This window comes from Achromobacter sp. ACM01, from assembly GCF_014851745.1.
GTDB classification, from domain to species: domain Bacteria; phylum Pseudomonadota; class Gammaproteobacteria; order Burkholderiales; family Burkholderiaceae_B; genus Achromobacter; species Achromobacter aegrifaciens.
The window spans coordinates 1,105,062-1,125,075 of the sequence record NZ_JACVAF010000001.1; the positions used below are offsets into that span (position 1 = coordinate 1,105,062).

The 20,014-nt window shown below is 65.4% G+C and carries 20 protein-coding genes and 1 tRNA gene; 12 read left to right on the top strand and 9 right to left on the bottom strand.

Annotated features, from left to right (window positions below; genetic code table 11):
• Window positions 1-116: 116 nt before the first annotated feature.
• Complete coding sequence (mutM, locus tag IB268_RS05050; RefSeq protein WP_054451953.1) at window positions 117-944, bottom strand: bifunctional DNA-formamidopyrimidine glycosylase/DNA-(apurinic or apyrimidinic site) lyase; 828 nt, start codon at window positions 942-944, stop codon at window positions 117-119.
• Here mutM and IB268_RS05055 point away from each other — a divergent pair.
• From IB268_RS05055 to ychF, 9 genes are all read left to right on the top strand, one after another.
• The gene (locus IB268_RS05055) at window positions 943-2,829 is read left to right on the top strand and encodes a lipopolysaccharide assembly protein LapB (protein WP_054451952.1); all 1,887 of its coding nucleotides are present in this window, start codon (window positions 943-945) and stop codon (window positions 2,827-2,829) included. The genes mutM and IB268_RS05055 overlap by 2 nt on opposite strands.
• A gap of 53 nt (window positions 2,830-2,882) precedes the next feature.
• Window positions 2,883-3,425: a lipoprotein insertase outer membrane protein LolB gene (gene lolB, locus IB268_RS05060; protein ID WP_192352867.1), complete on the top strand. Its 543-nt coding sequence runs from the start codon at window positions 2,883-2,885 to the stop codon at window positions 3,423-3,425.
• A gap of 76 nt (window positions 3,426-3,501) precedes the next feature.
• Window positions 3,502-4,413: a 4-(cytidine 5'-diphospho)-2-C-methyl-D-erythritol kinase gene (gene ispE, locus IB268_RS05065; RefSeq protein WP_082400801.1), complete on the top strand. Its 912-nt coding sequence runs from the start codon at window positions 3,502-3,504 to the stop codon at window positions 4,411-4,413.
• Between the two features lies 1 nt (window position 4,414).
• Window positions 4,415-4,491, top strand: a tRNA-Gln gene (locus IB268_RS05070).
• Window positions 4,492-4,631: 140 nt separating this feature from the next.
• Window positions 4,632-5,582, top strand: coding sequence for a ribose-phosphate pyrophosphokinase (locus IB268_RS05075; RefSeq protein WP_006227587.1), 951 nt, complete (start codon window positions 4,632-4,634; stop codon window positions 5,580-5,582).
• A 147-nt stretch (window positions 5,583-5,729) separates the two neighbouring features.
• On the top strand, window positions 5,730-6,344 hold the full coding sequence (locus IB268_RS05080; RefSeq protein WP_042797362.1) for a 50S ribosomal protein L25/general stress protein Ctc: 615 nt from the start codon (window positions 5,730-5,732) through the stop codon (window positions 6,342-6,344).
• Window positions 6,345-6,441: 97 nt separating this feature from the next.
• Window positions 6,442-7,038, top strand: a complete 597-nt coding sequence (pth, locus tag IB268_RS05085; protein WP_054451950.1) for an aminoacyl-tRNA hydrolase — start codon at window positions 6,442-6,444, stop codon at window positions 7,036-7,038.
• Complete coding sequence (locus IB268_RS05090) at window positions 7,038-7,823, top strand: type II CAAX prenyl endopeptidase Rce1 family protein (protein WP_054451949.1); 786 nt, start codon at window positions 7,038-7,040, stop codon at window positions 7,821-7,823. The genes pth and IB268_RS05090 overlap by 1 nt, the downstream gene beginning before the upstream one ends.
• 97 nt (window positions 7,824-7,920) lie before the next feature.
• On the top strand, window positions 7,921-9,012 hold the full coding sequence (gene ychF, locus IB268_RS05095) for a redox-regulated ATPase YchF (protein ID WP_054451948.1): 1,092 nt from the start codon (window positions 7,921-7,923) through the stop codon (window positions 9,010-9,012).
• 192 nt (window positions 9,013-9,204) lie between these two features.
• Here ychF and IB268_RS05100 read toward each other — a convergent pair whose 3' ends face one another.
• The 4 genes from IB268_RS05100 to IB268_RS05115 all read right to left on the bottom strand — a co-directional run bounded on the left by IB268_RS05100 (window position 9,205) and on the right by IB268_RS05115 (window position 12,538).
• Complete coding sequence (locus IB268_RS05100; RefSeq protein WP_192353921.1) at window positions 9,205-9,582, bottom strand: ligand-binding protein SH3; 378 nt, start codon at window positions 9,580-9,582, stop codon at window positions 9,205-9,207.
• A gap of 36 nt (window positions 9,583-9,618) precedes the next feature.
• Window positions 9,619-10,374 (bottom strand): sulfite exporter TauE/SafE family protein, encoded by a 756-nt coding sequence (locus IB268_RS05105; RefSeq protein ID WP_175161364.1) that lies wholly within the window; start codon window positions 10,372-10,374, stop codon window positions 9,619-9,621.
• A 118-nt stretch (window positions 10,375-10,492) separates the two neighbouring features.
• Window positions 10,493-10,936 (bottom strand): MarR family winged helix-turn-helix transcriptional regulator, encoded by a 444-nt coding sequence (locus IB268_RS05110; RefSeq protein WP_192353922.1) that lies wholly within the window; start codon window positions 10,934-10,936, stop codon window positions 10,493-10,495.
• 3 nt (window positions 10,937-10,939) lie between these two features.
• On the bottom strand, window positions 10,940-12,538 hold the full coding sequence (locus IB268_RS05115; protein ID WP_175161366.1) for an MDR family MFS transporter: 1,599 nt from the start codon (window positions 12,536-12,538) through the stop codon (window positions 10,940-10,942).
• A 393-nt stretch (window positions 12,539-12,931) separates the two neighbouring features.
• Between IB268_RS05115 and IB268_RS05120 the strand changes: the two genes are divergently transcribed.
• Window positions 12,932-15,451, top strand: coding sequence for an AsmA family protein (locus IB268_RS05120; RefSeq protein WP_175161368.1), 2,520 nt, complete (start codon window positions 12,932-12,934; stop codon window positions 15,449-15,451).
• Complete coding sequence (locus IB268_RS05125) at window positions 15,448-15,834, top strand: MOSC N-terminal beta barrel domain-containing protein (RefSeq protein WP_119449620.1); 387 nt, start codon at window positions 15,448-15,450, stop codon at window positions 15,832-15,834. Before IB268_RS05120 ends, IB268_RS05125 begins: the two co-directional genes overlap by 4 nt.
• A 22-nt stretch (window positions 15,835-15,856) precedes the next feature.
• Here IB268_RS05125 and IB268_RS05130 read toward each other — a convergent pair whose 3' ends face one another.
• From IB268_RS05130 to rsmD, 4 genes are all read right to left on the bottom strand, one after another.
• Window positions 15,857-17,080, bottom strand: coding sequence for a benzoate/H(+) symporter BenE family transporter (locus tag IB268_RS05130; protein ID WP_175161370.1), 1,224 nt, complete (start codon window positions 17,078-17,080; stop codon window positions 15,857-15,859).
• Complete coding sequence (locus tag IB268_RS05135) at window positions 17,077-17,328, bottom strand: YfhL family 4Fe-4S dicluster ferredoxin (protein WP_042795127.1); 252 nt, start codon at window positions 17,326-17,328, stop codon at window positions 17,077-17,079. Before IB268_RS05135 ends, IB268_RS05130 begins: the two co-directional genes overlap by 4 nt.
• Window positions 17,329-17,453: 125 nt before the next feature.
• Complete coding sequence (coaD, locus tag IB268_RS05140; protein ID WP_013396175.1) at window positions 17,454-17,957, bottom strand: pantetheine-phosphate adenylyltransferase; 504 nt, start codon at window positions 17,955-17,957, stop codon at window positions 17,454-17,456.
• Between the two features lie 58 nt (window positions 17,958-18,015).
• A complete protein-coding gene (gene rsmD / locus IB268_RS05145; RefSeq protein ID WP_054451938.1) occupies window positions 18,016-18,582 on the bottom strand; it encodes a 16S rRNA (guanine(966)-N(2))-methyltransferase RsmD in 567 nt (188 codons plus the stop codon).
• Between rsmD and ftsY the strand changes: the two genes are divergently transcribed.
• A complete protein-coding gene (ftsY, locus tag IB268_RS05150) occupies window positions 18,581-19,960 on the top strand; it encodes a signal recognition particle-docking protein FtsY (protein ID WP_175180623.1) in 1,380 nt (459 codons plus the stop codon). The two genes, rsmD and ftsY, sit on opposite strands and share 2 nt — an antisense overlap.
• Window positions 19,961-20,014 lie beyond the last annotated feature (54 nt).

The window sequence follows — 20,014 nt, forward strand, 5'->3', positions numbered from 1 at the left end:
GAATAGGGTGTGTGGAAGGAATATAGCTTGACGTTAGTTTTCGTGCAATACGTTTGCTATAAACAAATGGTCTTGTTTTTACAGGGATTTCCCGCGGATTTCCGGGGCGGCAGTGGTCAATTCCTTTGGCATTTCGGGCAATAGTAGGTGGCGCGCTGGCCTTGGACGATGCGCCGTATCGGGGTGGCGCAGACGCGGCAGGGCAGACCCTCGCGTTCGTAGACGGCGGCGTGGATCTCGAAGTAGGCGCCTGGTTCGCCGGTGGCTCCGACGTAGTCCCGCAGCGTGCTGCCGCCGGAGGTCAGGGCATCGGCCAGGGTGGCGCGCACCATGTCGGCCAGGCGCTCGCAGCGGGCGGGCGACAGTTTGTTGGCTGGCGTCTTGGGATTGATGCGGGCGCGGAACAGGCTTTCCGACGCATAGATATTGCCCACGCCCACCACCGCCATGCCGGCCAGCAGCACCTGCTTGATGGCGGCGCTGTGGTTCTTGAAATGGCGGTGCAGCCAGGCGCCGTCGAACCGTGGATCGAAGGGTTCGATGCCCAGCTTGGCCAGCAGGGGGTGGGCTTCGATGGGGCCGTCGGATTCGGGGTGCCACAGCACCGCGCCAAAGCGCCGCGGGTCATGCAGGCGCAGCACGGCCTGTTCGAAGATCCATTCGACATGGTCGTGCTTGCGCAGGAATTCACCAGGCGCGACGCTGCGCAGCGACCCCGACATGCCCAGATGCACGATCTGGGTGCCGTGTTCGAATCGCAGCAGCAGGTACTTGCCGCGGCGCGCGCATTCCAGCACGGCGCGGCCAGCGACCAGCGACGGCAGATCCTGCGGGATCGGCCAGCGCATGCGGGATTCGTGGATGACCAGGCGCGTGAGCGTCCGGCCGGTGATGACGGCGTCGATTCCCCGACGCGTGGTTTCGACTTCAGGCAGTTCCGGCATGAGCCAGTGTAAGATCATTAATTGCGTGTACGAAGATTGTGCCATCAACCGGACGGGCCGCGTGAAGTCGTCTTTCAAACCTATAAACATCGGGATCGCCGCGCTAGCGCTTGCGCTGGCAGCAATACTGACCCCGCCGGCCCAGGCCGCCGACAGCCGGACGCGCGATGCGACCGGGCCCAGGATGGCGCCCCAGAGCCGCCACCCTGAAACCGAAGTCATACGGCTGCGCCCCGGGCAGTTGCCCTATGTCTCGCTGACCGCGGACATTTTTTATCGCGTGCTCGCCTCCGAGATCGCCGCGCAGCGCGGCATGTACGGTTCCGCGGCTACCACCATGCTGGGCCTGGCGCGGGATACCGGCGATCCACGCCTGGCTCGCCGCGCCCTCGAATTCCAACTGGCCGGCGGCAACCTGCCCGGCGCCCTGGACGCCGCGCGGGTCTGGGCGCGCCTGTCTCCCAACGACGTCGAGGCCAGTTCCACCGAGCTGGCGCTGGCCGCCGCCAACGGCCAGACCAAGGGCCTGTCGCAGGCCCTGCGCAACCGCATCGATTCCTCGCGCGACAAGCCGGCCGCCATCGGCCAGGCCCTGGCCGTGCTGAGCCGCCTGAACGACCGCCGCCTGGCCCTGCGCATCCTCGACGAATCCCTGAGCGACAGCGTGCGCAAGCTGCCGGCAGCGCACCTGGCGCTGGCTGACGTGGCTTCCGCCTCGGGCGACTACACCCGTGCCGCGCAGGAGTCGCGCGCGGCCCTGGCGGCGGATCCCAAGTCGGAACCCGCGGCCCTGCGCGTGCTGGAATACGGCTACAAAGTGGACCCGCAGCGCGCGCAGACCGAGGCGCGCGCCTATATCGCCCGCAATCCCAACGCCCGCAAGGTGCGCCTGATGCTGGCCGGCCAGTTGGCCGACAGCGGCGACTACAACGGCGCGCTGGCTGAATTGCAGGCCATGTCGCGCCGTTCGCCGGAAGATTTCGACCTTCTGTTCATGCAGGCGCAACTGGCCTACAAGGCCGGGCAATTGCCGCAGGCCAAGAGCCTGTTGCAACAGTATCTGGACGTGCAGCAGCAACGCCAGCGCGCGACCGTCCCGGGCGCAACCGATGCCGGCGCCGCCGCGGCCGACGCCCATGTCTTGCTGGCCCGCATCGCCGAAGACCAGGGCCATTACGACGACGCCATTGCTGAACTGGGCCGTATCGACGATCCGACGCTGCGCTACTCGGTGCGCATGCGCCAGGCCGCCTTGCGCGCCAAGAGCGGTCGCATTGACGACGCGCTGGCCATGATCGACGCCGCCGGCCCGCAGGACGAGGAAGAGCGTACGCTGGGCGTATTGACCAAGGCCCAAATCCTGCGCGACGCCGACCGCGTGCAGCAGGCGGTGTCGGTATTGGAAGCGGCCGATCAGGCGCTGCCCGACACGGTCGAGATCAAGTACGAACTGGCCATGCTGTACGAACGCCAGAACCGTCTGGCCGACCTCGAACGCATGCTGCGCCAGGTCATCGCGCTGGACCCTGATCATGCGCATGCCTACAACGCGCTGGGCTACACGCTGGCCGATCACAACCAGCGCCTGCCCGAGGCCCTGGATCTGATCACGCAAGCGCTGGAGCTCGCGCCCAACGATCCGTTCATCCTCGACAGCATGGGCTGGGTCAAGTACCGCATGGGCGATTCCGCAGCTGCCGCCGACTACCTGCGGCGCGCCTACAGCGTGCGTCCGGAAGCAGATATCGCAGCCCACCTGGCCGAGGTTCTCTGGACCCAGGGCAAGCGCGACCAGGCCGTCGAGTTGCTGCGCGCCGCGGTGGCCAAGGATCCCAAGAACAAGACCGTTCAGGACGTGGCCAAGCGCCTGGGGATCAGCCTGTGACCGCAGTGTTTCAACGTGCGCTCGGCGCCGCCGCGCCGCTGCGCTGGTTCCTGATGGCAATGCTGGCGGCGACGCTGGCGGCCTGCACCACGCCCAAACCGATCGAAGGCGCCAGCGCCGACGCGTTCTCGCGCATCGGCCGCTTCGCCATTACCGTCAACGAGGAAAGCGGCAAGCAGAACGCCGTGCAGGGCGGCTTCTCGTGGTCGGACGATGGCCGCCACTATGTGCTGGACCTGACCAACCCGCTGGGTTCGACCGAGGCTCGGGTGGAAGGACGGCCCGGCGCGGCCAGCCTGACCAAGGCCGACGGCACCCGCCTGGTCGCCGACAATCCCGATGCCCTGGCCGCGGAAGCGCTGGGCAGCAGCATGCCCGTGTCCGGGCTGCGTGACTGGCTGCGTGGCAAGCTGGCGGCCACGCCCGAAGCGACCGAAGTGTCGCGCGACGAACTGGGTCGCCTGGCGGCTTTTGAGCAGGGCGGCTGGCGCGCGCGGCTCTCACGTTACGACACGCTAGGTCCCCAGTTGCTGGTGTTGGAACGCCAGGAGCCGGGCCGGCGCATCATGCTGCGTCTGGTCGTCAATCAGCCTTGAATGGCGGGCCGTCTTGGCCCGGAATCAGTGGTCGCCCGGTAAAATCGGGCGACCGCTTTTTTTTGTTTGTTCAGCCGTGACTCTCTACGACGTACCCGCTCCCGCCAAGCTCAATCTGTTCCTGCACGTCGTAGGCCGGCGCGCCGACGGCTATCACCTGCTGCAAACCGCCTTCCGCTTTATCGACCTGTGCGACACCTTGCATTTCGATGTGCGCGCCGACGGCGTCATCAGCCGCGCCACGGAGCTGCCTGGCGTGCCCGAAGAGCAGGACCTGACCCTGCGCGCGGCGCATGCGCTGCAGCGGGCCACGGGTACGAAGCAGGGCGTGCAGATCGGCCTGGAAAAGCGCATCCCGCAAGGCGGCGGCCTGGGCGGCGGCTCCAGCGATGCGGCATCCGTGCTGATCGCGCTGAACAAGTTGTGGAATACCGGGCTGTCGCGGCGCGAACTCATGGAGCTGGCCTTGCCTCTGGGCGCCGATGTGCCCGTGTTTGTCTTCGGTCAATCCGCATTCGCCCAGGGTGTAGGCGAAGACCTGACGGCGGTGACGCTGCCGGATCGTGCATATCTGGTGGCGCAGCCGGACGCCAGCGTGCCCACGCCACAAATATTTTCCGCACCTGATTTGACAAGAGATTCTTCTTCCATCACAATAGCGGTCTTTCTTGCTTCGCCTACTTCCCGCTTCGGCAGGAATGATTTGGAGCCGGTGGTCTACCGCCTTTACCCAGAAGTGCTTGGGGCATCGCGGTGGCTTGCTGAGCAGGAGGTCCTTCGTGGAACTCCAGTTCGCATGTCGGGATCTGGCGCGTGTTTATTCGCCGAATTTTCCGAACTCTCCGAAGCCGTTTTGGCAGAAGCAGAAATATCCGCTATAATGCGCGGCGCTGATAAAACATTCAGCCAAACGCATCCACGGTTTCGGTTAGTGCAGGCATGTACTGGGTTAGCTGAACATCCGTTGCGGAATTGGATTGCAAGATAGTTGGGGAGTCGCCAAGCTGGTTAAGGCACCGGATTTTGATTCCGGCATGCGAAGGTTCGAATCCTTCCTCCCCAGCCAACCGAATACATAAAAAAGCTGTTGAACACGCCTGTAAGACACTGGCCCGGGTTCAGCAGCTTTTTTATTTTCCGGGTCCGCTGGTGCATTACCTCGCATCATCTCGTTAGTGTCTTAAAACGACCATCGCATCATCCATCATGGCAAACGATAGCTTCATGATTTTCACGGGCACCGCCAATACTCGGCTGGCCGTGGACGTAGTCAACCACCTCGATATGTCCCTGGGCAAGATGACCGTCGGTCGCTTCTCGGACGGCGAAGTGATGGTCGAGATCAACGAGAATGTGCGCGGCAAGGACGTCTTCGTCCTGCAGCCCACCTGTGCCCCCACCAACGACAACCTGATGGAAATCATGGTGATGGTCGATGCCTTGCGCCGCGCTTCCGCTGGCCGCATCACCGCCGCCATTCCCTATTTCGGCTATGCCCGCCAGGACCGCCGCCCGCGCTCGGCGCGCGTGGCCATCTCGGCGAAGGTCGTGGCCAACATGCTGCAAGTGGCTGGCGTCGACCGCGTCCTGACGATGGACCTGCACGCCGACCAGATCCAGGGTTTCTTCGATATCCCCGTGGACAACATCTACGCGGGTCCGATCCTGCTGGGCGACATCTGGCGCCGCAATTTCTCGAACCTGGTCGTCGTGTCCCCGGACATCGGCGGCGTGGTGCGGGCCCGCGCGCTGGCCAAACAGCTGGAAGCCGATCTGGCCATCATCGACAAGCGCCGTCCGCGCGCCAACGTGTCGGAAGTGATGAACATCATCGGTGAAGTCGACGGCCGCACCTGCATCATCATGGACGACATGGTCGACACCGCCGGCACGCTGTGCAAGGCGGCCCAGGCCCTGAAGGACCGCGGCGCCGGCGCCGTTTACGCCTATTGCACGCACCCCGTGCTGTCGGGCGGCGCCATCGACCGCATCGAAGCGTCGGAACTGGACGAACTGGTCGTCACCGACACCATTCCGCTCTCCGAGCAAGGCCAGGCCAGCGGCAAGATCCGCCAGCTGTCGTGCGCCGCGCTGCTGGGCGAGACCATCCTGCGTATCTCGAACGCGGAATCGGTCAGCTCGCTGTTCGTCGATTAAGACGTAGCGGCCCTCGGACGGGTAGTCCGGATACAGAGTTTTGCGCCTTGCTGGTCGCGGCAAGGCGCAACAAACACGGCGCGCATTTCGCGTGCCGTGCACTAATCGGCGAAGTCTCTTCGCCATTTATTGTTTTTGGAGTTTTCCATGAAATTCAATGCCACTGCGCGTAGCGTCCAGGGTTCGAGTGCGAGCCGCCGCCTGCGCCGCGCGGGCCGCGTTCCCGCCATCGTTTATGGCGGTACGGCTGCCCCCCTGAACATCGAACTCGACCACAACGAGATCTACCACGCCCTGCGCAAGGAAGAATTCCACGCGTCGATCCTGCAAATGGCGCTGGAAGGCGCAGCCAAGGAAGAGCAAGTCCTGCTGCGTTCGGTTCAATGGCACGCCTACAAGCCGCAAGTCCTGCACGTGGACTTCCAGCGCGTGGACGCCAACCAGGCCCTGCACACCAAGGTCCCGTTCCACTTCATCAACGCTGAAGTCTCGCCGGCCGTGAAGCTGGGCGGCGCCATCATCAGCCACGTCCTGACCGAACTGGAAATCACCTGCCTGCCGGCAGCGCTGCCCCAGTTCATCGAAGTGGACCTGAAGGACCTGCTGCCTGGCGCTTCGGTCCACCTGGCCGACATCAAGCTGCCCAAGGGCGTGACGTACGTGCCCCACGGCGGTGACGCCAACCCGCTGCTGGCCGCCACGGCCGTGGTCAAGGGCGGCGCTGCCGCCGACGAAGGCGCTGCCGAAGCTCCGGCCGCCTAAGTTCTGCCGGAAAGTCCTCGGGCTTTCCACGGCTGGTACCCGAAACCCTGCGTGTGCATTTGCATGCGCAGGGTTTTTTGGTTTAAACACCCCCATCATGTCTACTCCTATACGCCTCATCGTCGGACTGGGTAATCCCGGCCCTGACTACGAAACGACCCGGCATAACGCCGGCTTCTGGCTGGCCGACCATCTGGCGGACGACTTGCGCGCTTCTTTTGCGCTGGAGAAGTCCTTTTTCGGAATGGTGGCCAAGTCCCGTCTGGGCGCCGACAACGTGCTGCTGTTGAAGCCCAATACCTACATGAATCGTTCCGGCCAGGCGGTGGGCGCGTTGGCTCGTTTCTACAAGCTTGTGCCCGAGCAGGTGCTGGTGCTGCACGACGAGTTGGACCTGATGCCCGGTCAGGTGAAACTGAAGCAGGGCGGCGGGCACGCCGGCCACAATGGCTTGAAGGACATCCAGGCGGCCTTGGGCAGCCCCAACTTCTGGCGCCTGCGCATCGGCATCGGCCATCCCCGCACGCTGGGCCTGGCCCAGCAGGTGGCGGACTTCGTGCTGCATCCGCCGCGCCGCGAGGAACAGAAAGAGATCGAAGCGGTGATCGACCGGTGTCGCGCGGTCGTGCCGGCGATGCTGGCCGGAGATTTTCCCCTGGCGACACGCCAGCTCCACAGCGGCAACGAGGCCTGATGACGGACCAGCGGCAATCGGCTTCGCTATCTGGCGGAAAACTTCGCTTTCGCAGCGAAGTTGCGGATTTCTGGCGCTTCATCCGGCACCCGCATCCGGCTTCGCGCCTGCCGGGCCGCGCGTCCGCGAGCGGGCTGGTGGCCGACTGGTGGCCGGGCCTGGGGCCTGGACGCCTGCTGGCCTGGGCCGCGCTGCTGTGGGCCGTGAACCTGTTCGCACTGGGGCCGGTGGCGGTGGCCGCCGCCGGGCTCGGCGGCGTTACGCATCGGCTCGATCCCGCCAACATCCCCTGGCTGACCGCCGTCATCTGGGCGCCGCTGGTGGAAGAGATACTGTTCCGCTATGGCCTGCGCCGTCCAAGACAGGCGCTATGGCTGATCCCGGCGATGGTGCCCGTGGTGCTGTGGGGGCCCAAGGTCTGGACCGGCCTGCTGCTGGCTGCATTCGTCATCCTGGCCTGCTGGGGCGCGCGCCAGCGCCCCGAACCGCTACGAGGCTGGGACACCACCTGGCGGCGCTATTACTTGCAGCATTTCGGCCTGGTGTTCCACCTGGTCGCGCTGACCTTTGCCGCGGTGCACCTGACCAACTTCGTCTACGGCAAGACGCCATACTGGCTGCTGCCCCTGCTGGTGCTGCCGCAATGGCTCACGGGCCTCGTGCTGGGCTGGATGCGCGTGCGTCGCGGAATCGGCGCAGCCATATTGCTGCATTCCGCTTTCAACGCTGGCCCCATTTTGATGATCTGGATCATCATGCGCTGGGTTCCCGCCGCCGCAGCCTGACCGGGGCCGCAACGGCGGCCCGGCCGGCGGGGCCTGAGCGCCCAGCCGGGGTAAACTAGAACGTTAACGATCAATACCGTACTTACACAGGATTCCCATGGCTCTGCAATGCGGCATCGTCGGCCTGCCCAACGTAGGCAAATCGACCCTCTTCAACGCTCTGACCCGCGCCGGCATCGCCGCCGAGAACTATCCGTTCTGCACCATCGAACCCAACGTCGGTGTGGTCGAAGTGCCGGATCAGCGTCTGCAGAAGCTGGCTGAAATCGTCAAGCCCGAACGCATCCTTTCCGCCACCGTCGAATTCGTCGACATCGCGGGCCTGGTCGCCGGCGCGAGCAAGGGCGAAGGCCTGGGCAACCAGTTCCTCTCGCACATCCGCGAAACCGACGCCATCGTCAACGTGGTGCGCTGCTTCGAAGATCCCAACGTGATCCACGTGGCCGGCAAGGTCGATCCCATCGCCGACATCGAAGTCATCGAAACCGAACTGGCCCTGGCCGACCTGCAGACCGCTGAAAAGGCCCTGCAACGCCACCAGAAGACCGCGCGTTCGGGCGACAAGGAATCGCAGCGCATCGTGGCCGTGCTGGAAAAGTGCGTGGCCCAGCTGAACGAAGCCAAGCCGATCCGTGCGCTGGACCTCTCCACCGAGGAAAAGGCCGACATCGCCCAGCTCTGCTTCATCACCGCCAAGCGCGCGATGTACGTGGGCAACGTGGCGGACGACGGCTTCACCAACAATCCGCTGCTCGACCGCCTGACCGAATTCGCCGCCGCGCGCAACGCGCCCGTGGTCGCCATCTGCGCCGCCATTGAATCCGAGATCGTCGACCTCGACGACGCCGACCGCCAGGCTTTCCTGTCGGACATGGGCATGGAAGAGCCCGGCCTGAACCGCCTGATCCGCGCCGCCTTCAAGCTGCTGGGCCTGCAGACCTACTTCACCGCCGGCGTTAAGGAAGTGCGCGCCTGGACCGTGCCGATCGGTGCCACCGCGCCCCAGGCCGCTGGCGTCATCCACACCGACTTCGAACGCGGCTTCATCCGCGCCCAGACCATCTCCTATGACGACTACATCACCTACAAGGGTGAGCAGGGCGCCAAGGAAGCGGGCAAGATGCGCGCGGAAGGCAAGGAATACATCGTGCAGGATGGGGACGTGATGAACTTCTTGTTCAACGTCTAAGCGAAACAGCATATCCCCCGAAGCACCCCAAAGATCAGACCTGTGTCCGATCTTTGGGGTGTTTTTTTTGGTGAGGCGTCAACAGCGATGCGCGCCGCTCCAGGAAGGGCTTTGCGAGAACGGTATGAGGGATGAGAAACAATCGGTTGCGGCGAATAGCGGGATGACTGGCAGCGGCCGGGTTGGACCGCATCAGCAGATGGTGTGATCGCACAGACGCAGGTTTTCAAGCGGCACCCAGCCCGTCTCTCCATCCGCAAGCCTGACCGCCCACACCCACCCATTCAGTTCGCGCTCTCCGCGCAGCATTTCGCCTTGCGCGACATCCAGCTCCTTGTTGGTGAAAGCCTCCAGCATCGTGGCGCTGCCGTCGGCGTGGCGGTCCAGGAATTGCGCCGGGACGAAGCCGGCTTGTTGGCCTGCTGGCGTGCACAGATACCAGTCGGGCCAGCCCTCGGGGCCATCGTACCGTTCGCCGACGGTGACGCGATCTCCCTTGCGCACCAGCATGGGTTCGGGGAACTCGCTGGCGTGGGCCTGGATGACGAGGTAGCGGCGGTCGGAATTCATGGGCATTGATTGTCCGTATTGCGGTCACGGACGGAACTATGCCATGCGCTCCAGCAGCCTCGGCACCGCCGAGGCCAGCAACGCGACTCCGGAAGCCGTCAGCAGCCCCAGCACGATCTGCCGGAAGCGCGCCTCGCTGATGCCTATGTAAAGCTTCGCGCCCAGCAATACCGGCACCAGCATGGCGGCGGCGACGATGGCGAACATGGGCAGCATGGCGCGGGTGACGATGCCGCTGGCCAGATATGTGCCCATGGTCACCAGCAGCATGGACAGGTTGAAGTTCTGGATGATGGCGCGTTGCGCGTCCTTGTCGAATCCGCGCAGGGTGCACCACAAGGTGGGCAGCGTGCCTGTGAAGCCGCCTATGCCGCCCAGCACGCCGCCGGCCATGCCGACGGCCGCATCGGCGGCGCGCCCGCCTGCGGCGATCTTCGGCAGGTTCTTGGCCAACAACATGGCGGGACACCAGATCACAAGCAGGATGCCGAGTATGGTCTTGAACCAGTCCATGTCCAGGCGCGGCAGCAGCGCCACGCCCAGCGGAATGCCGAACAGGCCGCCGATCACGAAGGGCAGCAATCGCCGCAGATCGAAGCCGCGGCGCACGGTGATGGCGGCGAGGATCTGCCCGACCAGGGCGCCGAAGACCGCGAGCGTCGCGGCCAGGCGCGGGTCCAGCACCCAGGCCCAGAACGACATCGCCACCAGGCCGAAGGCAAAGCCTGACAGGCCCTGCACGAAGCCCGCGATGACCGCGCCCAGCGTCACCACCAAATACACCGAATCCATTGCCGCCTCTTTGTTCTTATGTGGGGGAGTCGGTTTGTATTCTGGATGATCCTTATGGCTCGCGAATCGTGTTTTGCTATGGGCCGATACCGTACTTCTTATGGCGGCGGAGCCTGTGCTAGCTTGGCGCCTTGTCCGCCGCCCGCAGGAAATTCGCTTCCAGCACGCTCAGCACGCGATTCAAAGTGTCGATATCCGCGGCCGACAACCCCTTGAGCGACTCCTCGAAGAACGCCGCCCGCTTGGGCAGGGCTTCATCCACCACGGCCTGGCCGGCCGGCGTGAGACTGGCGTTGGTCAGGCGGTTGTCCTGCGAATCCACTGCGCGCGCGATCCAGCCCATTTTTTCCATGGCCTGCAGCTGCCGTGTGAGCGACGCGGGATCGAGCCGGCAGCGTTCGGCCAGATGCTTCTGCGAACATTGGCCGCACTCATGCAGCGCCAGCAAAATGCGCCAACGGGGCAGGGCGTGGCCGACGGTGCTGCTGAACGCGCTCTGCATGCCGCGGTAGGCCTGTCCCATGTGCTGGATGACCTGCAAGCCTTGTTGTTGTTTGGGCAAAAGCTATTCTCCGACGCCGGCCGGCTCTGGTGTGGAAGGGCGGATCAACTGGACCGGCGGCACGCGCCGCACGCACCAGAGCGCGAACACCGCGACCGCCAGGGCTATGAGTTGCCCTTCGTGGATGGCGCCAACGAGCGCGACGCGCGCGATCTCGATCAGCGAGGTTCCGTCCTGGCCTTGATGCGCCAATTGTGCCAGGAACTGCGTCTGGGCCTCGGGATTGACGAGCATCTGGGGATCATTCAGCTCTGGCAGCCAGCGGGCGGAAGCGCCGCGCAGCGTGGATTCGACGCCGCTGAAATAGCTGTGGTTGATCATGGTGCCGACGATCGCCGTGCCCAACATGCCGCCGATCATGCGCAGGGATTGCAGCAGCGCCGTGGCGATGCCCAGGTGGCTGCGGCCGGCGGTCTGCTGCGCGAAGACCGTCAGGTTGGGCATGATGAAACCCATGCCCAGCCCGGCCATCAGCATGTATGCGGCTATGAGCGCATGTGACGTATAGCTATGGGTGGTAACAATGCCCAGGCACGAGAGCGCCATCAGGATGAAGCCCGCATACAGCATGCGGTTGGGATTGCGGATGCGGGTGATGATGCGGCCGTTGACGATGCTGCCCACCGTGATGAAAACCACCATTGGCGTGATCAGCAGGCCGGCGTCCTGGGGCGACAGCCCGAAGCCGCCTTGCAGCAGCAGCGGCGCGTAGAACAGCAGCGAGTACATGGTCACGCCCACCAGCAGGGCCAGCGTGAAGAGCATGGCGAGGCCGCGGTTGCGGAACATGTCCAGCGGCAGCAGCGGGTGGGGGCAGCGCCGTTCCCACCAGAACAGCAGGGCGAAGGCTACCGCGCTGCCCGCGCCCAGCAGCAGGATGGATGCGCTAAGCCCTTCCTTGGGCAACAGTTCGACCAGCAGTTGCAGGCTGCCCAGCGCCACGGCGATGAGCAGCGCACCCTGCCAGTCCAGCCGCACGCGGCCGGTCGTGTGGTTGCGCAGATGCGGCAGATAGCGGGCGACGAACCAGAGTCCGAGGAGGCCAATGGGCAGGTTGACGTAGAACACCGAGCGCCAGCCATAGTGCTCGGTCAGCGCGCCGCCCAGGGTCGGGCCGATGGCGTTGGCGATGCCGAAGGCGGAACTGAGCATGACTTGCCACCGCAACCGCACGTGGGGATCGGGAAACAGGTCGGGGATGGACGCGAACGCCGTGCCTACCAGCATGCCGCCGCCTATGCCTTGCAGCGCCCGCGCCAGGACCAGCGTGAACATGCTGTCGGCCGCGCCGCATAGCGCCGAGGCCAGGGTGAACAATACGATGGCTGCCACTACGAACGGCTTGCGCCCGTAGTAGTCGCCCAGGCGGCCGAAGATAGGCACGGTGATGACGGAGGTAAGCAGGTAAGACGTCGCTACCCATGCATACAGTTCGAAGCCTTTGAGTTCGGCCACAATGGTCGGCAGCGCGGTGCCGACCACGGTCTGATCGATGGCGACCATCATCATGACGAAGCACATGCCCAGCATGGCAAGCAGGGTTTGGCGGAAAGGAAGCACTTGGCCGGGCGAGTGCGGGGTGCCTGTAGCGGGGGCGGACATTGTTGGATCTATCAATGATTGATGTATCAATCATTCTAGCCCTACAATCCGCGAGACAGAAAGTTGTCAGGTCCGAGGCCGGATTTCGAGACTCCGCATCGATACCGATAGTGTTGATTTTGCGCGGCCGCGCCCGGCCATCCGCGCGAAGTCGGCCCGATTTGTTACGATAGCGCTATCTGTACGCTGGCTCGGCTGGCGTCTTCATCAGGCTTTCCTTGGCAGATTCCATTTTCGGCGCCGCAGCCCCAGGCTCGGCAAGAGAGCGGGCACGCCCTGAAAGGCCGTGGCTACATGGGCCTGGCGGTTTTTCCGCAGCTAAAGCACCTTCCGCGCGCCCGGCGCAGCGGACGGCATTCAAGGATTTCCAGTCGAGGTACCGACGGGGCAGCAATGAAAACGTGGTTCAAGCGCATTTTGATAGGCCTGGTAGTGTTGGTTGTCGTGGCCGTCGTTGGCCTGGCCATCTTCTTGCTGACATTCGACCCCAACGCGTACAAGTACAAGCTGGAAGAGCTTGTCCAGCAACGCTACCAACGCACGCTGACGATAGACGGCGAGATCGAGCTGTCGCTCTTCCCGCGCATCGGGCTGTCGGTGCAGGGCGTGTCGCTGTCCGAGCCGGACAGCTCCGAAACCTTCGCCTCCATCGATAGCACCCGTCTGGCGGTCGCGGTGTGGCCGCTGCTGTCCAACAGCTTCGTGGTGGACCACGTCGCGATCACCGGTTTCAAGGCCCGTGTGGTGCGGGACAAGCAGGGCCATTTCAATTTCAGCAATCTCGTGGGCGGCACCGCGCCGATCACGGCGGCGCCGGCCAATCCGGCTGAAGCCTTGGCGGGCGCGGCGCAGAGCGCGGTGCAGGCCATCGCCAACGGCAACCTGCCGCAGCCGCGCAACAACATGCAGATCGACATCGCCGGGCTGGACCTGAAGGACGGCCAGGTGCAGCTGCAGGACGAGATCACGGGCATGGCGGTGGCGGTCACCAAGATCAACGCCAACACCGGCCGCGTCACCTTCAATCAACCGTTCGATGTGCGCATGACCGCACGCGTCGAGGGTGGCGATCCGCGCGTGGACGCCAATTTGACCGGCCAGGCCCTGCTTACGCTGGATCCGTCGGCCAAGCGCTACGCTGCGCAGAAGCTGGACCTGCGCATGGACGGCAAGCTGCCGGGGGCCGAAGCCAAGAGCCTGGCCATGCGCGGCAATCTGGCCTTCAACGGCCAGAAGTCGGCGTTGGACATCGCCGGCCTGGAAGTCGTGTTCCAGGGCGACGTCACCGATCCCGCTGCGCGCGCGACCAATGTGGATGCCAGCGTGGCCATCCCCAAGCTGGCGATCGACCCGCATAAGAGCCAGCTGCAGATCGAGAAACTGGCGATACGCGCCAAGGGCGGCGTGGCCGATGGTCCCTTCGAATTCGCCGTGGACGCGCCCGCGCTCAATATCTCTCCGGCGTCGGCCACGGGTGAGGCGCTGACGGGCCGCGTGCGCATCAGCGGCCTGGACGCGAGTTTCGGCTTGAACGGCATCAGCGGCAACGCCGGTGAGCTGGAGATCAAGGAAGCCAAGCTGGACAGCACGTCCAAGAATGGCGAACGGATCGTCAAGCTGAACTTCGCCTCGCCGCTGTCCTTGAACCTGTTGCAGCGCAGCGGCGGCCTGTCTGGCTTGCGGGGCGACGTCAACATCACCGATCCCGGACTGCCCAAGGGCAGCCTGCAGATCCCCGTGATCGGCAGCGTGACCGCGGATCTGCTGAAGGATCAGGCCACGAGCAAGATCAACGCCGTGCTGGAAGGCGGCAAGTTCGATTTGAGCGCGGACATTACCAAGCTGAGCGATGCGCCCAAGGTGAATTTCGCGCTGGTGGTGGATACGCTGGACCTGGACAAGCTGGTGCCGCCGGTTGCGGCAACGCCCGCGCAGCCGGCGCCCAAGCAGCCGGCCGAAGCCAAGAAGGAAGACGGCAAGCCCGCGCAGCCTGCAGCCCCTGCGGCGCCTGCCAAACCTGCCGACGACACGATCGACCTGTCTGCGCTGATCGGTCCCAGCGTCAATGGCACGATCAAGGTTGGCAAGCTGGTCGTGCGCGGCCTGAAGGCCGACGACGTCGGCGCCGCGGTCAAGCTGGACAAGGGCAAGCTGGATATCTCCAGCCTGACTGCCGGCCTGTACGGCGGCAAGCTGGCGGGCACTTTGTCGGTGGACGCCGCGCAGGGTAACCAGCTGGCCACCAAGATGTCGCTGGCCGGTATCGCCATCGAACCGTTCCTGATGGACCTGGCGCGCCAGAACGTGCTGAGCGGTACGGGCAGCCTTGCGCTGGACCTGAAGACAGCCGGCGCCAATGCCTACGCCATGAAGAGCGGCCTGGGCGGCACCATGCAATTGCGCCTGCGCGATGGCGCGGTCAAGGGCATCAACCTGACGCAGACGCTGCGCGAACTGAAGGCCGCCTTCAAACCGGAATCGCAGAACGAAACCGTCGCGTCCGACACCAGCAAGCAGACGGAATTCTCCGAGATGGACGCCGACCTGGCCTTCACCAAGGGCGTGGCCGCGGTCAAGCGCCTGAACGTGGTGTCGCCCCTGTTGCGCGTGACGCAGGGCGATCCGGCCACCATTGACTTCGTCAAGAGCGAATTGGACCTGGTGGCGCGAGCCCGCGTCGTCAATCCGGCAGCCGATCCGGAAGGCAAGGAACTGCTAGACCTGAAGGACGTGACCATCCCCGTGCACGTCAAGGGACCGTTCGACAAGCCGACCTATACCGTGCTCTGGAAGGACGCCATCGGCGGCATTCTCCAGCGCAGCCTGGAAAACAAGCTTCGCGAAGCGGTGACGGGCAAGGGCAAGGGCGGCGCTGCCGTCGACAAAGCTTTGAAGGGACTGCTGGGCAAATGAACGCCGAGAACTTCCAACCCGTGGCCGAGTGCGGCGTCACCACGCAGGCCGAGGCCGCGGGCTATCACCGGCAATGGCTGGTCGCCAACGATTCCGGGCAGTGGCTGAACCGCGCCCTGTGTCCGCGGCTGGCCGACGTTTCGGTCGAGCTGCGGCTGGGCTACCTGGTGCTGAAGGCGCCTGGCATGCTGCGCATGGACATTCCGCTGGACGTCATCGAAGACGACGACAGCGTGCGCTACAGCATGAAGGTGGGCGAGCAGGTGGTGGACGTGATCGACGAAGGGGAACTGGCCGCGGCCTGGATTTCCAACTTCGTCCAGGTGCCTTGCCGCATCATGAAGGTGCATCCCGATACGCCCGTGGCCGCCTGGCCGGCCTGAGCGGGCCGGGCGCAAGGGCCGTTCAAGCCTGAGCGCCAGAGCGCTTGAATTCGAAAGCCGCGTGGGCCAGCAGGCCTGCCAGAAGGCCCCAGAAGGCCGATCCGATACCCCAGAAACTGAAGCCAGATGCCGTGGCCAGCAGCGTGATGAGCGCGGCTTCGCGGCGTTGCGGGTTGGCCATGGCCGCGGCCATGCCGCCCATGATGGTGCCCAGCAGCGCCAGCCCGGCCAGCGCGGCCAGCAGGGCGGCGGGCAAGGCCTGGAAGAACACGGCCACGGCGCCGGCTACGACGCTCAGCACGACGTAGCCCAGGCCGTAGGTGGCCGCGGCGATGTAGCGCTTGGACGGGTCCGGATGCGCTTCGGGACCGGTGCAGATGGCCGCGCTGATGGCGCCCATCGTGACGCTGTGCGCGCCGAAGGGCGCGGCCAGCAGGCCCAGCAGGCCGGTGGCCGCCACCAGGCGCGAGGCGGGCGGCTGGTAGCCCGCCGCTTGCAGGATGGCCAGGCCGGGAAGGTTCTGCGAGGCCATCGCGACCACGAAAAGCGGAATGCCCAGGCTGACCGCGGCCTGCGCGCTGAAGGCGGGCGTGGTCCAGACGAATTCGGTGAGGCGCCAGTCCAGCAGGTCCAGCTGGATCAGGTTCAGGCCGAAGGCGATGGCGATGGCCACCAGCATGACGACCAGCACCGCGTAGCGCGGCGCCCAGCGCCGGCACAGCAGATAGGCGACGCACATCGCCAGCACCAGCGCGGGCTGCTGCTTGATGTTGCTGAAGACGCCCATGCCGAAGTTGAGCAGCACGCCCGCCAGCATGGCCGCGGCGATTTCGCCGGGGATGCGGCGCAGGATGGGATCGATCCAGCCGAACAGGCCGCAGGCCAACGTCAGCGCGGCGGCCAGGATGAAGGCGCCGATTGCCTCATTGAAGGGAACGCCGGCCAGCGCGGTGACCAGCAGCGCCGCGCCAGGCGTGGACCAGGCCATGACGATGGGCAGGCCCGTGCGCAGGCTGTACAAGGCGCCGCCCAGACCGAACGCCAGGCTGAGCGAGCCGATCCAGGAGCCGATGTGCGCCGAATCCAGGCCCGCGGTATGGCCTGCCTGCACCATCAGCACGGCGGTGCCGCCGAAACTGACCAGCACGGCGACGAGGCCGGCGGCGATGGCCGATGCGGACAGGTCGCGGCGGGCGTGGTGGCGGGAAGGAGGGAGGTTGATGCTGGACTGCGCGGCGTCGCTCATGCGGCACCGGTCAGGCGACGGTATTTGGCCATGAGCTGTTCCTGGCCTTCATTCCATTGCGGGTGCAGCTCGATGCACTCCACGGGGCACACGACCTTGCATTGCGGCTCGTCGTGATGGCCCACGCATTCGGTGCACCGGTCAGGGTCGATGACGTAATAGTCCTCGCCCATGGAGATTGCTTCGTTCGGGCACTGGGGCTCGCAAACGTCGCAATTGATGCATTCTTCGGTGATGGTCAGGGCCATGGCGGGCTGCGGTATGGGGCGGGTAGGGCTAAGCGCATTGTACCGCCGCCGCGCGCCCGGGCCGCGCAGCGCAAGAAGGGCGCTTTGCGCGCCCTTCGAGGGTGGAGCAATACCTGCGGCGGGGCTCAGCCCGGCCAGGACTGTTCGCGGCGTTCCTTGGCTTTTTCCTGGAGCCAGCGCTCGACGGACGGGAACACGAACTTGCTCACGTCGCCGCCCAACTGCGCGATCTCGCGCACGATGGTGCCGGAGATGAATTGGTACTGGTCCGAGGGCGTCATGAAGAGCGTTTCGACGTCGGGCAGCAGATGGCGGTTCATGCCGGCCATCTGGAATTCGTACTCGAAGTCGGACACGGCGCGCAGGCCGCGCACGATCACGCGCCCGCCCTGGTCGCGCACAAAGTCCTTGAGCAGGCCGCCGAAGCTTTGCACTTCCACGTTGGGATAGTGTCCCAGCACTTCGCGCGCGATTTCCACGCGCTCGTCGATGCTGAAGAAGGGCTTCTTGTTGCGGCTAATGGCGATCCCGACCACGACTTTGTCGAAAAGCGTGGCGGCACGGCGGACCAGATCCTCGTGGCCTCTGGTCAGCGGGTCGAAAGTGCCGGGATATACAGCGGTGATCATACGAGCTCCGTACCGTTATTTGTGGTTTACACCATCCTCCGAAGCTCGGATTATTGACCTATTTGCGCAATGCAGCAAATTCCAGCAGGTGGTAGTGGACCGCGCCTGCCTTGTCCTGCCGCAAGATCGTGAATCCCTCGGGGGCTTCGATGGGGCTTTCCGCCTCTACGTAGACTAGCCCATGCTCGGTCAGAATGCCTGGCAGAATCGGCCACAGGCGCGGCAGCCAGCCCTGGCCGAAAGGCGGATCCAGCAGGATCAGGTCAAATCGGGACGCATCCATGCGCTCGGCGACCTGCATGGCGTCGCCCACGTGGATGCGTATCATGTCGGCTTTGAGCTTGTCGCGCAGTGTCCGCAGCGCGGACGCGGCGGTCTTGTCCCGCTCGACCATCTGTACATGCGCCACGCCGCGCGAGGCCGCCTCGAAGCCCAAGGCGCCGCTGCCGGCGAATAGATCCAGCACCTGCTTGTCGGCGAACTCGCCGCCCCACAGGTGATTGAGCCAGTTGAACAGCGTCTCGCGCACCCGGTCGGGCGTGGGGCGCAGCGTCTCCACGTCGGGCACGGCAATGGGGGTGCGTCTGTATTGGCCCCCGACGATACGAATATACTTGTTACCCATGTTTAGCCGCTTCTTCAAGAAAAAATCCCCTCCGCCCGCCGCGCCGGTTCAACCCGCGCCGCCGCCGGAGGCTGCAGACGCCGTAGCCGCGCCTGCCGAGCCCGCCGCCGTCCCGGTCACTCCCGCGCCGCCGGCGCCTGTGGCCGCCGAACCGCGCCGCGAACCGAGCATTGACCCGGGCGTCGCCGCACCGGCGGCACCGCCCGTTGTGGCGCCTGTTGCTGCGCCGCATGAGGCGCCGGCCGTGACGCCCGCGCCGGTTGCGCCGGCACCCGCTACGGTATCGGCGCCAGCGCCTGTTCCGGCGCCAGCGCCGGCCCCGGCATTGGCCCCCGCTCCTGTCGCGGCGCCCGCGCCGGTGGTGGCAACGCAAGCTCCGATCGCCGCTCCCGCGCCGGTTGCGGCTCCGGTGGCTGCGGCTGCGGCGCCAGCCCCAGCCCCCGAGCCCGCCGCTGAAGCCCCCAAGAAGGCTTCCTGGCTGTCCCGCTTGAAGCAAGGCCTGTCGCGTACGGGCCAGAGCATCGGCGGGATCTTCATCGGCGTGAAGGTCGACGAGAACCTATTCGAGGAACTCGAATCGGCGCTCATTATGGCCGATGCGGGCCTGGAGGCCACGGAAAAGCTCCTGACGGCGCTGCGCGCGCGGGTCAAGAAGGAACGCATCGAGGACCCCGCCAAGGTCAAGGCGGCCTTGCGCCAACTGCTGGCCGACCACCTGCGCCCGCTGGAGCGCGCCTTCGACCTGAAGCGCACGCAACCCCTGGTCGTCATGATCGCCGGCGTCAACGGCGCCGGCAAGACCACTTCCATCGGCAAGCTGGCCCACACCTTCCAGCGCCAGGGCGCCAGCGTGCTGCTGGCTGCGGGCGACACGTTCCGCGCCGCCGCGCGCGAGCAGCTCATCGAATGGGGCAGCCGCAACAACGTGACGGTGATCTCGCAGGACGGCGGCGATCCGGCGGCTGTGGCGTTCGATGCGGTCAACGCCGGCCGCGCGCGCGGCATGGGCGTGGTGATGGTGGATACCGCGGGCCGCCTGCCCACGCAGCTGCACCTGATGGAAGAGCTGAAGAAGATCCGCCGCGTCATCGGCAAGGCGGACGCCGCCGCGCCGCACGAAGTGCTGCTGGTGGTGGACGGCAATACCGGCCAGAACGCCCTGGCGCAGATCCGCGCCTTCGATGCCGCCATCAATCTGACCGGCCTGGTCGTGACCAAGCTGGACGGCACCGCCAAGGGCGGCACGCTGGCAGCCGTGGCCGCGGGCAGCCAGGGCGTGCGCCCGATCCCGGTGTACTGGATCGGCGTGGGCGAAAGCCTGGAAGACCTGCAGCCTTTCGTGGCCGACGAGTTCGCCGGGGCTTTGCTGGCGGATTGAGGTCCGTGGGTCCGGCGCGCATGCGCCGGAAAAAACAAAGGGACGGCGCATGCC

Bases quoted from the DNA above. Each gene is read 5' to 3' on its own strand.
- IB268_RS05055 (WP_054451952.1), top strand. From the start codon at position 943: ATGAGCCAGTGTAAGATCATTAATTGCGTGTACGAAGATTGTGCCATC.
- mutM (WP_054451953.1), bottom strand. From the start codon at position 944: ATGCCGGAACTGCCTGAAGTCGAAACCACGCGTCGGGGAATCGACGCC.
- lolB (WP_192352867.1), top strand. From the start codon at position 2,883: ATGGCAATGCTGGCGGCGACGCTGGCGGCCTGCACCACGCCCAAACCG.
- IB268_RS05075 (WP_006227587.1), top strand. From the start codon at position 4,632: ATGGCAAACGATAGCTTCATGATTTTCACGGGCACCGCCAATACTCGG.
- IB268_RS05080 (WP_042797362.1), top strand. From the start codon at position 5,730: ATGAAATTCAATGCCACTGCGCGTAGCGTCCAGGGTTCGAGTGCGAGC.
- pth (WP_054451950.1), top strand. From the start codon at position 6,442: ATGTCTACTCCTATACGCCTCATCGTCGGACTGGGTAATCCCGGCCCT.
- IB268_RS05090 (WP_054451949.1), top strand. From the start codon at position 7,038: ATGACGGACCAGCGGCAATCGGCTTCGCTATCTGGCGGAAAACTTCGC.
- ychF (WP_054451948.1), top strand. From the start codon at position 7,921: ATGGCTCTGCAATGCGGCATCGTCGGCCTGCCCAACGTAGGCAAATCG.
- IB268_RS05100 (WP_192353921.1), bottom strand. From the start codon at position 9,582: ATGAATTCCGACCGCCGCTACCTCGTCATCCAGGCCCACGCCAGCGAG.
- IB268_RS05105 (WP_175161364.1), bottom strand. From the start codon at position 10,374: ATGGATTCGGTGTATTTGGTGGTGACGCTGGGCGCGGTCATCGCGGGC.
- IB268_RS05115 (WP_175161366.1), bottom strand. From the start codon at position 12,538: ATGTCCGCCCCCGCTACAGGCACCCCGCACTCGCCCGGCCAAGTGCTT.
- IB268_RS05120 (WP_175161368.1), top strand. From the start codon at position 12,932: ATGAAAACGTGGTTCAAGCGCATTTTGATAGGCCTGGTAGTGTTGGTT.
- IB268_RS05125 (WP_119449620.1), top strand. From the start codon at position 15,448: ATGAACGCCGAGAACTTCCAACCCGTGGCCGAGTGCGGCGTCACCACG.
- IB268_RS05130 (WP_175161370.1), bottom strand. From the start codon at position 17,080: ATGAGCGACGCCGCGCAGTCCAGCATCAACCTCCCTCCTTCCCGCCAC.
- IB268_RS05135 (WP_042795127.1), bottom strand. From the start codon at position 17,328: ATGGCCCTGACCATCACCGAAGAATGCATCAATTGCGACGTTTGCGAG.
- coaD (WP_013396175.1), bottom strand. From the start codon at position 17,957: ATGATCACCGCTGTATATCCCGGCACTTTCGACCCGCTGACCAGAGGC.
- ftsY (WP_175180623.1), top strand. From the start codon at position 18,581: ATGTTTAGCCGCTTCTTCAAGAAAAAATCCCCTCCGCCCGCCGCGCCG.
- rsmD (WP_054451938.1), bottom strand. From the start codon at position 18,582: ATGGGTAACAAGTATATTCGTATCGTCGGGGGCCAATACAGACGCACC.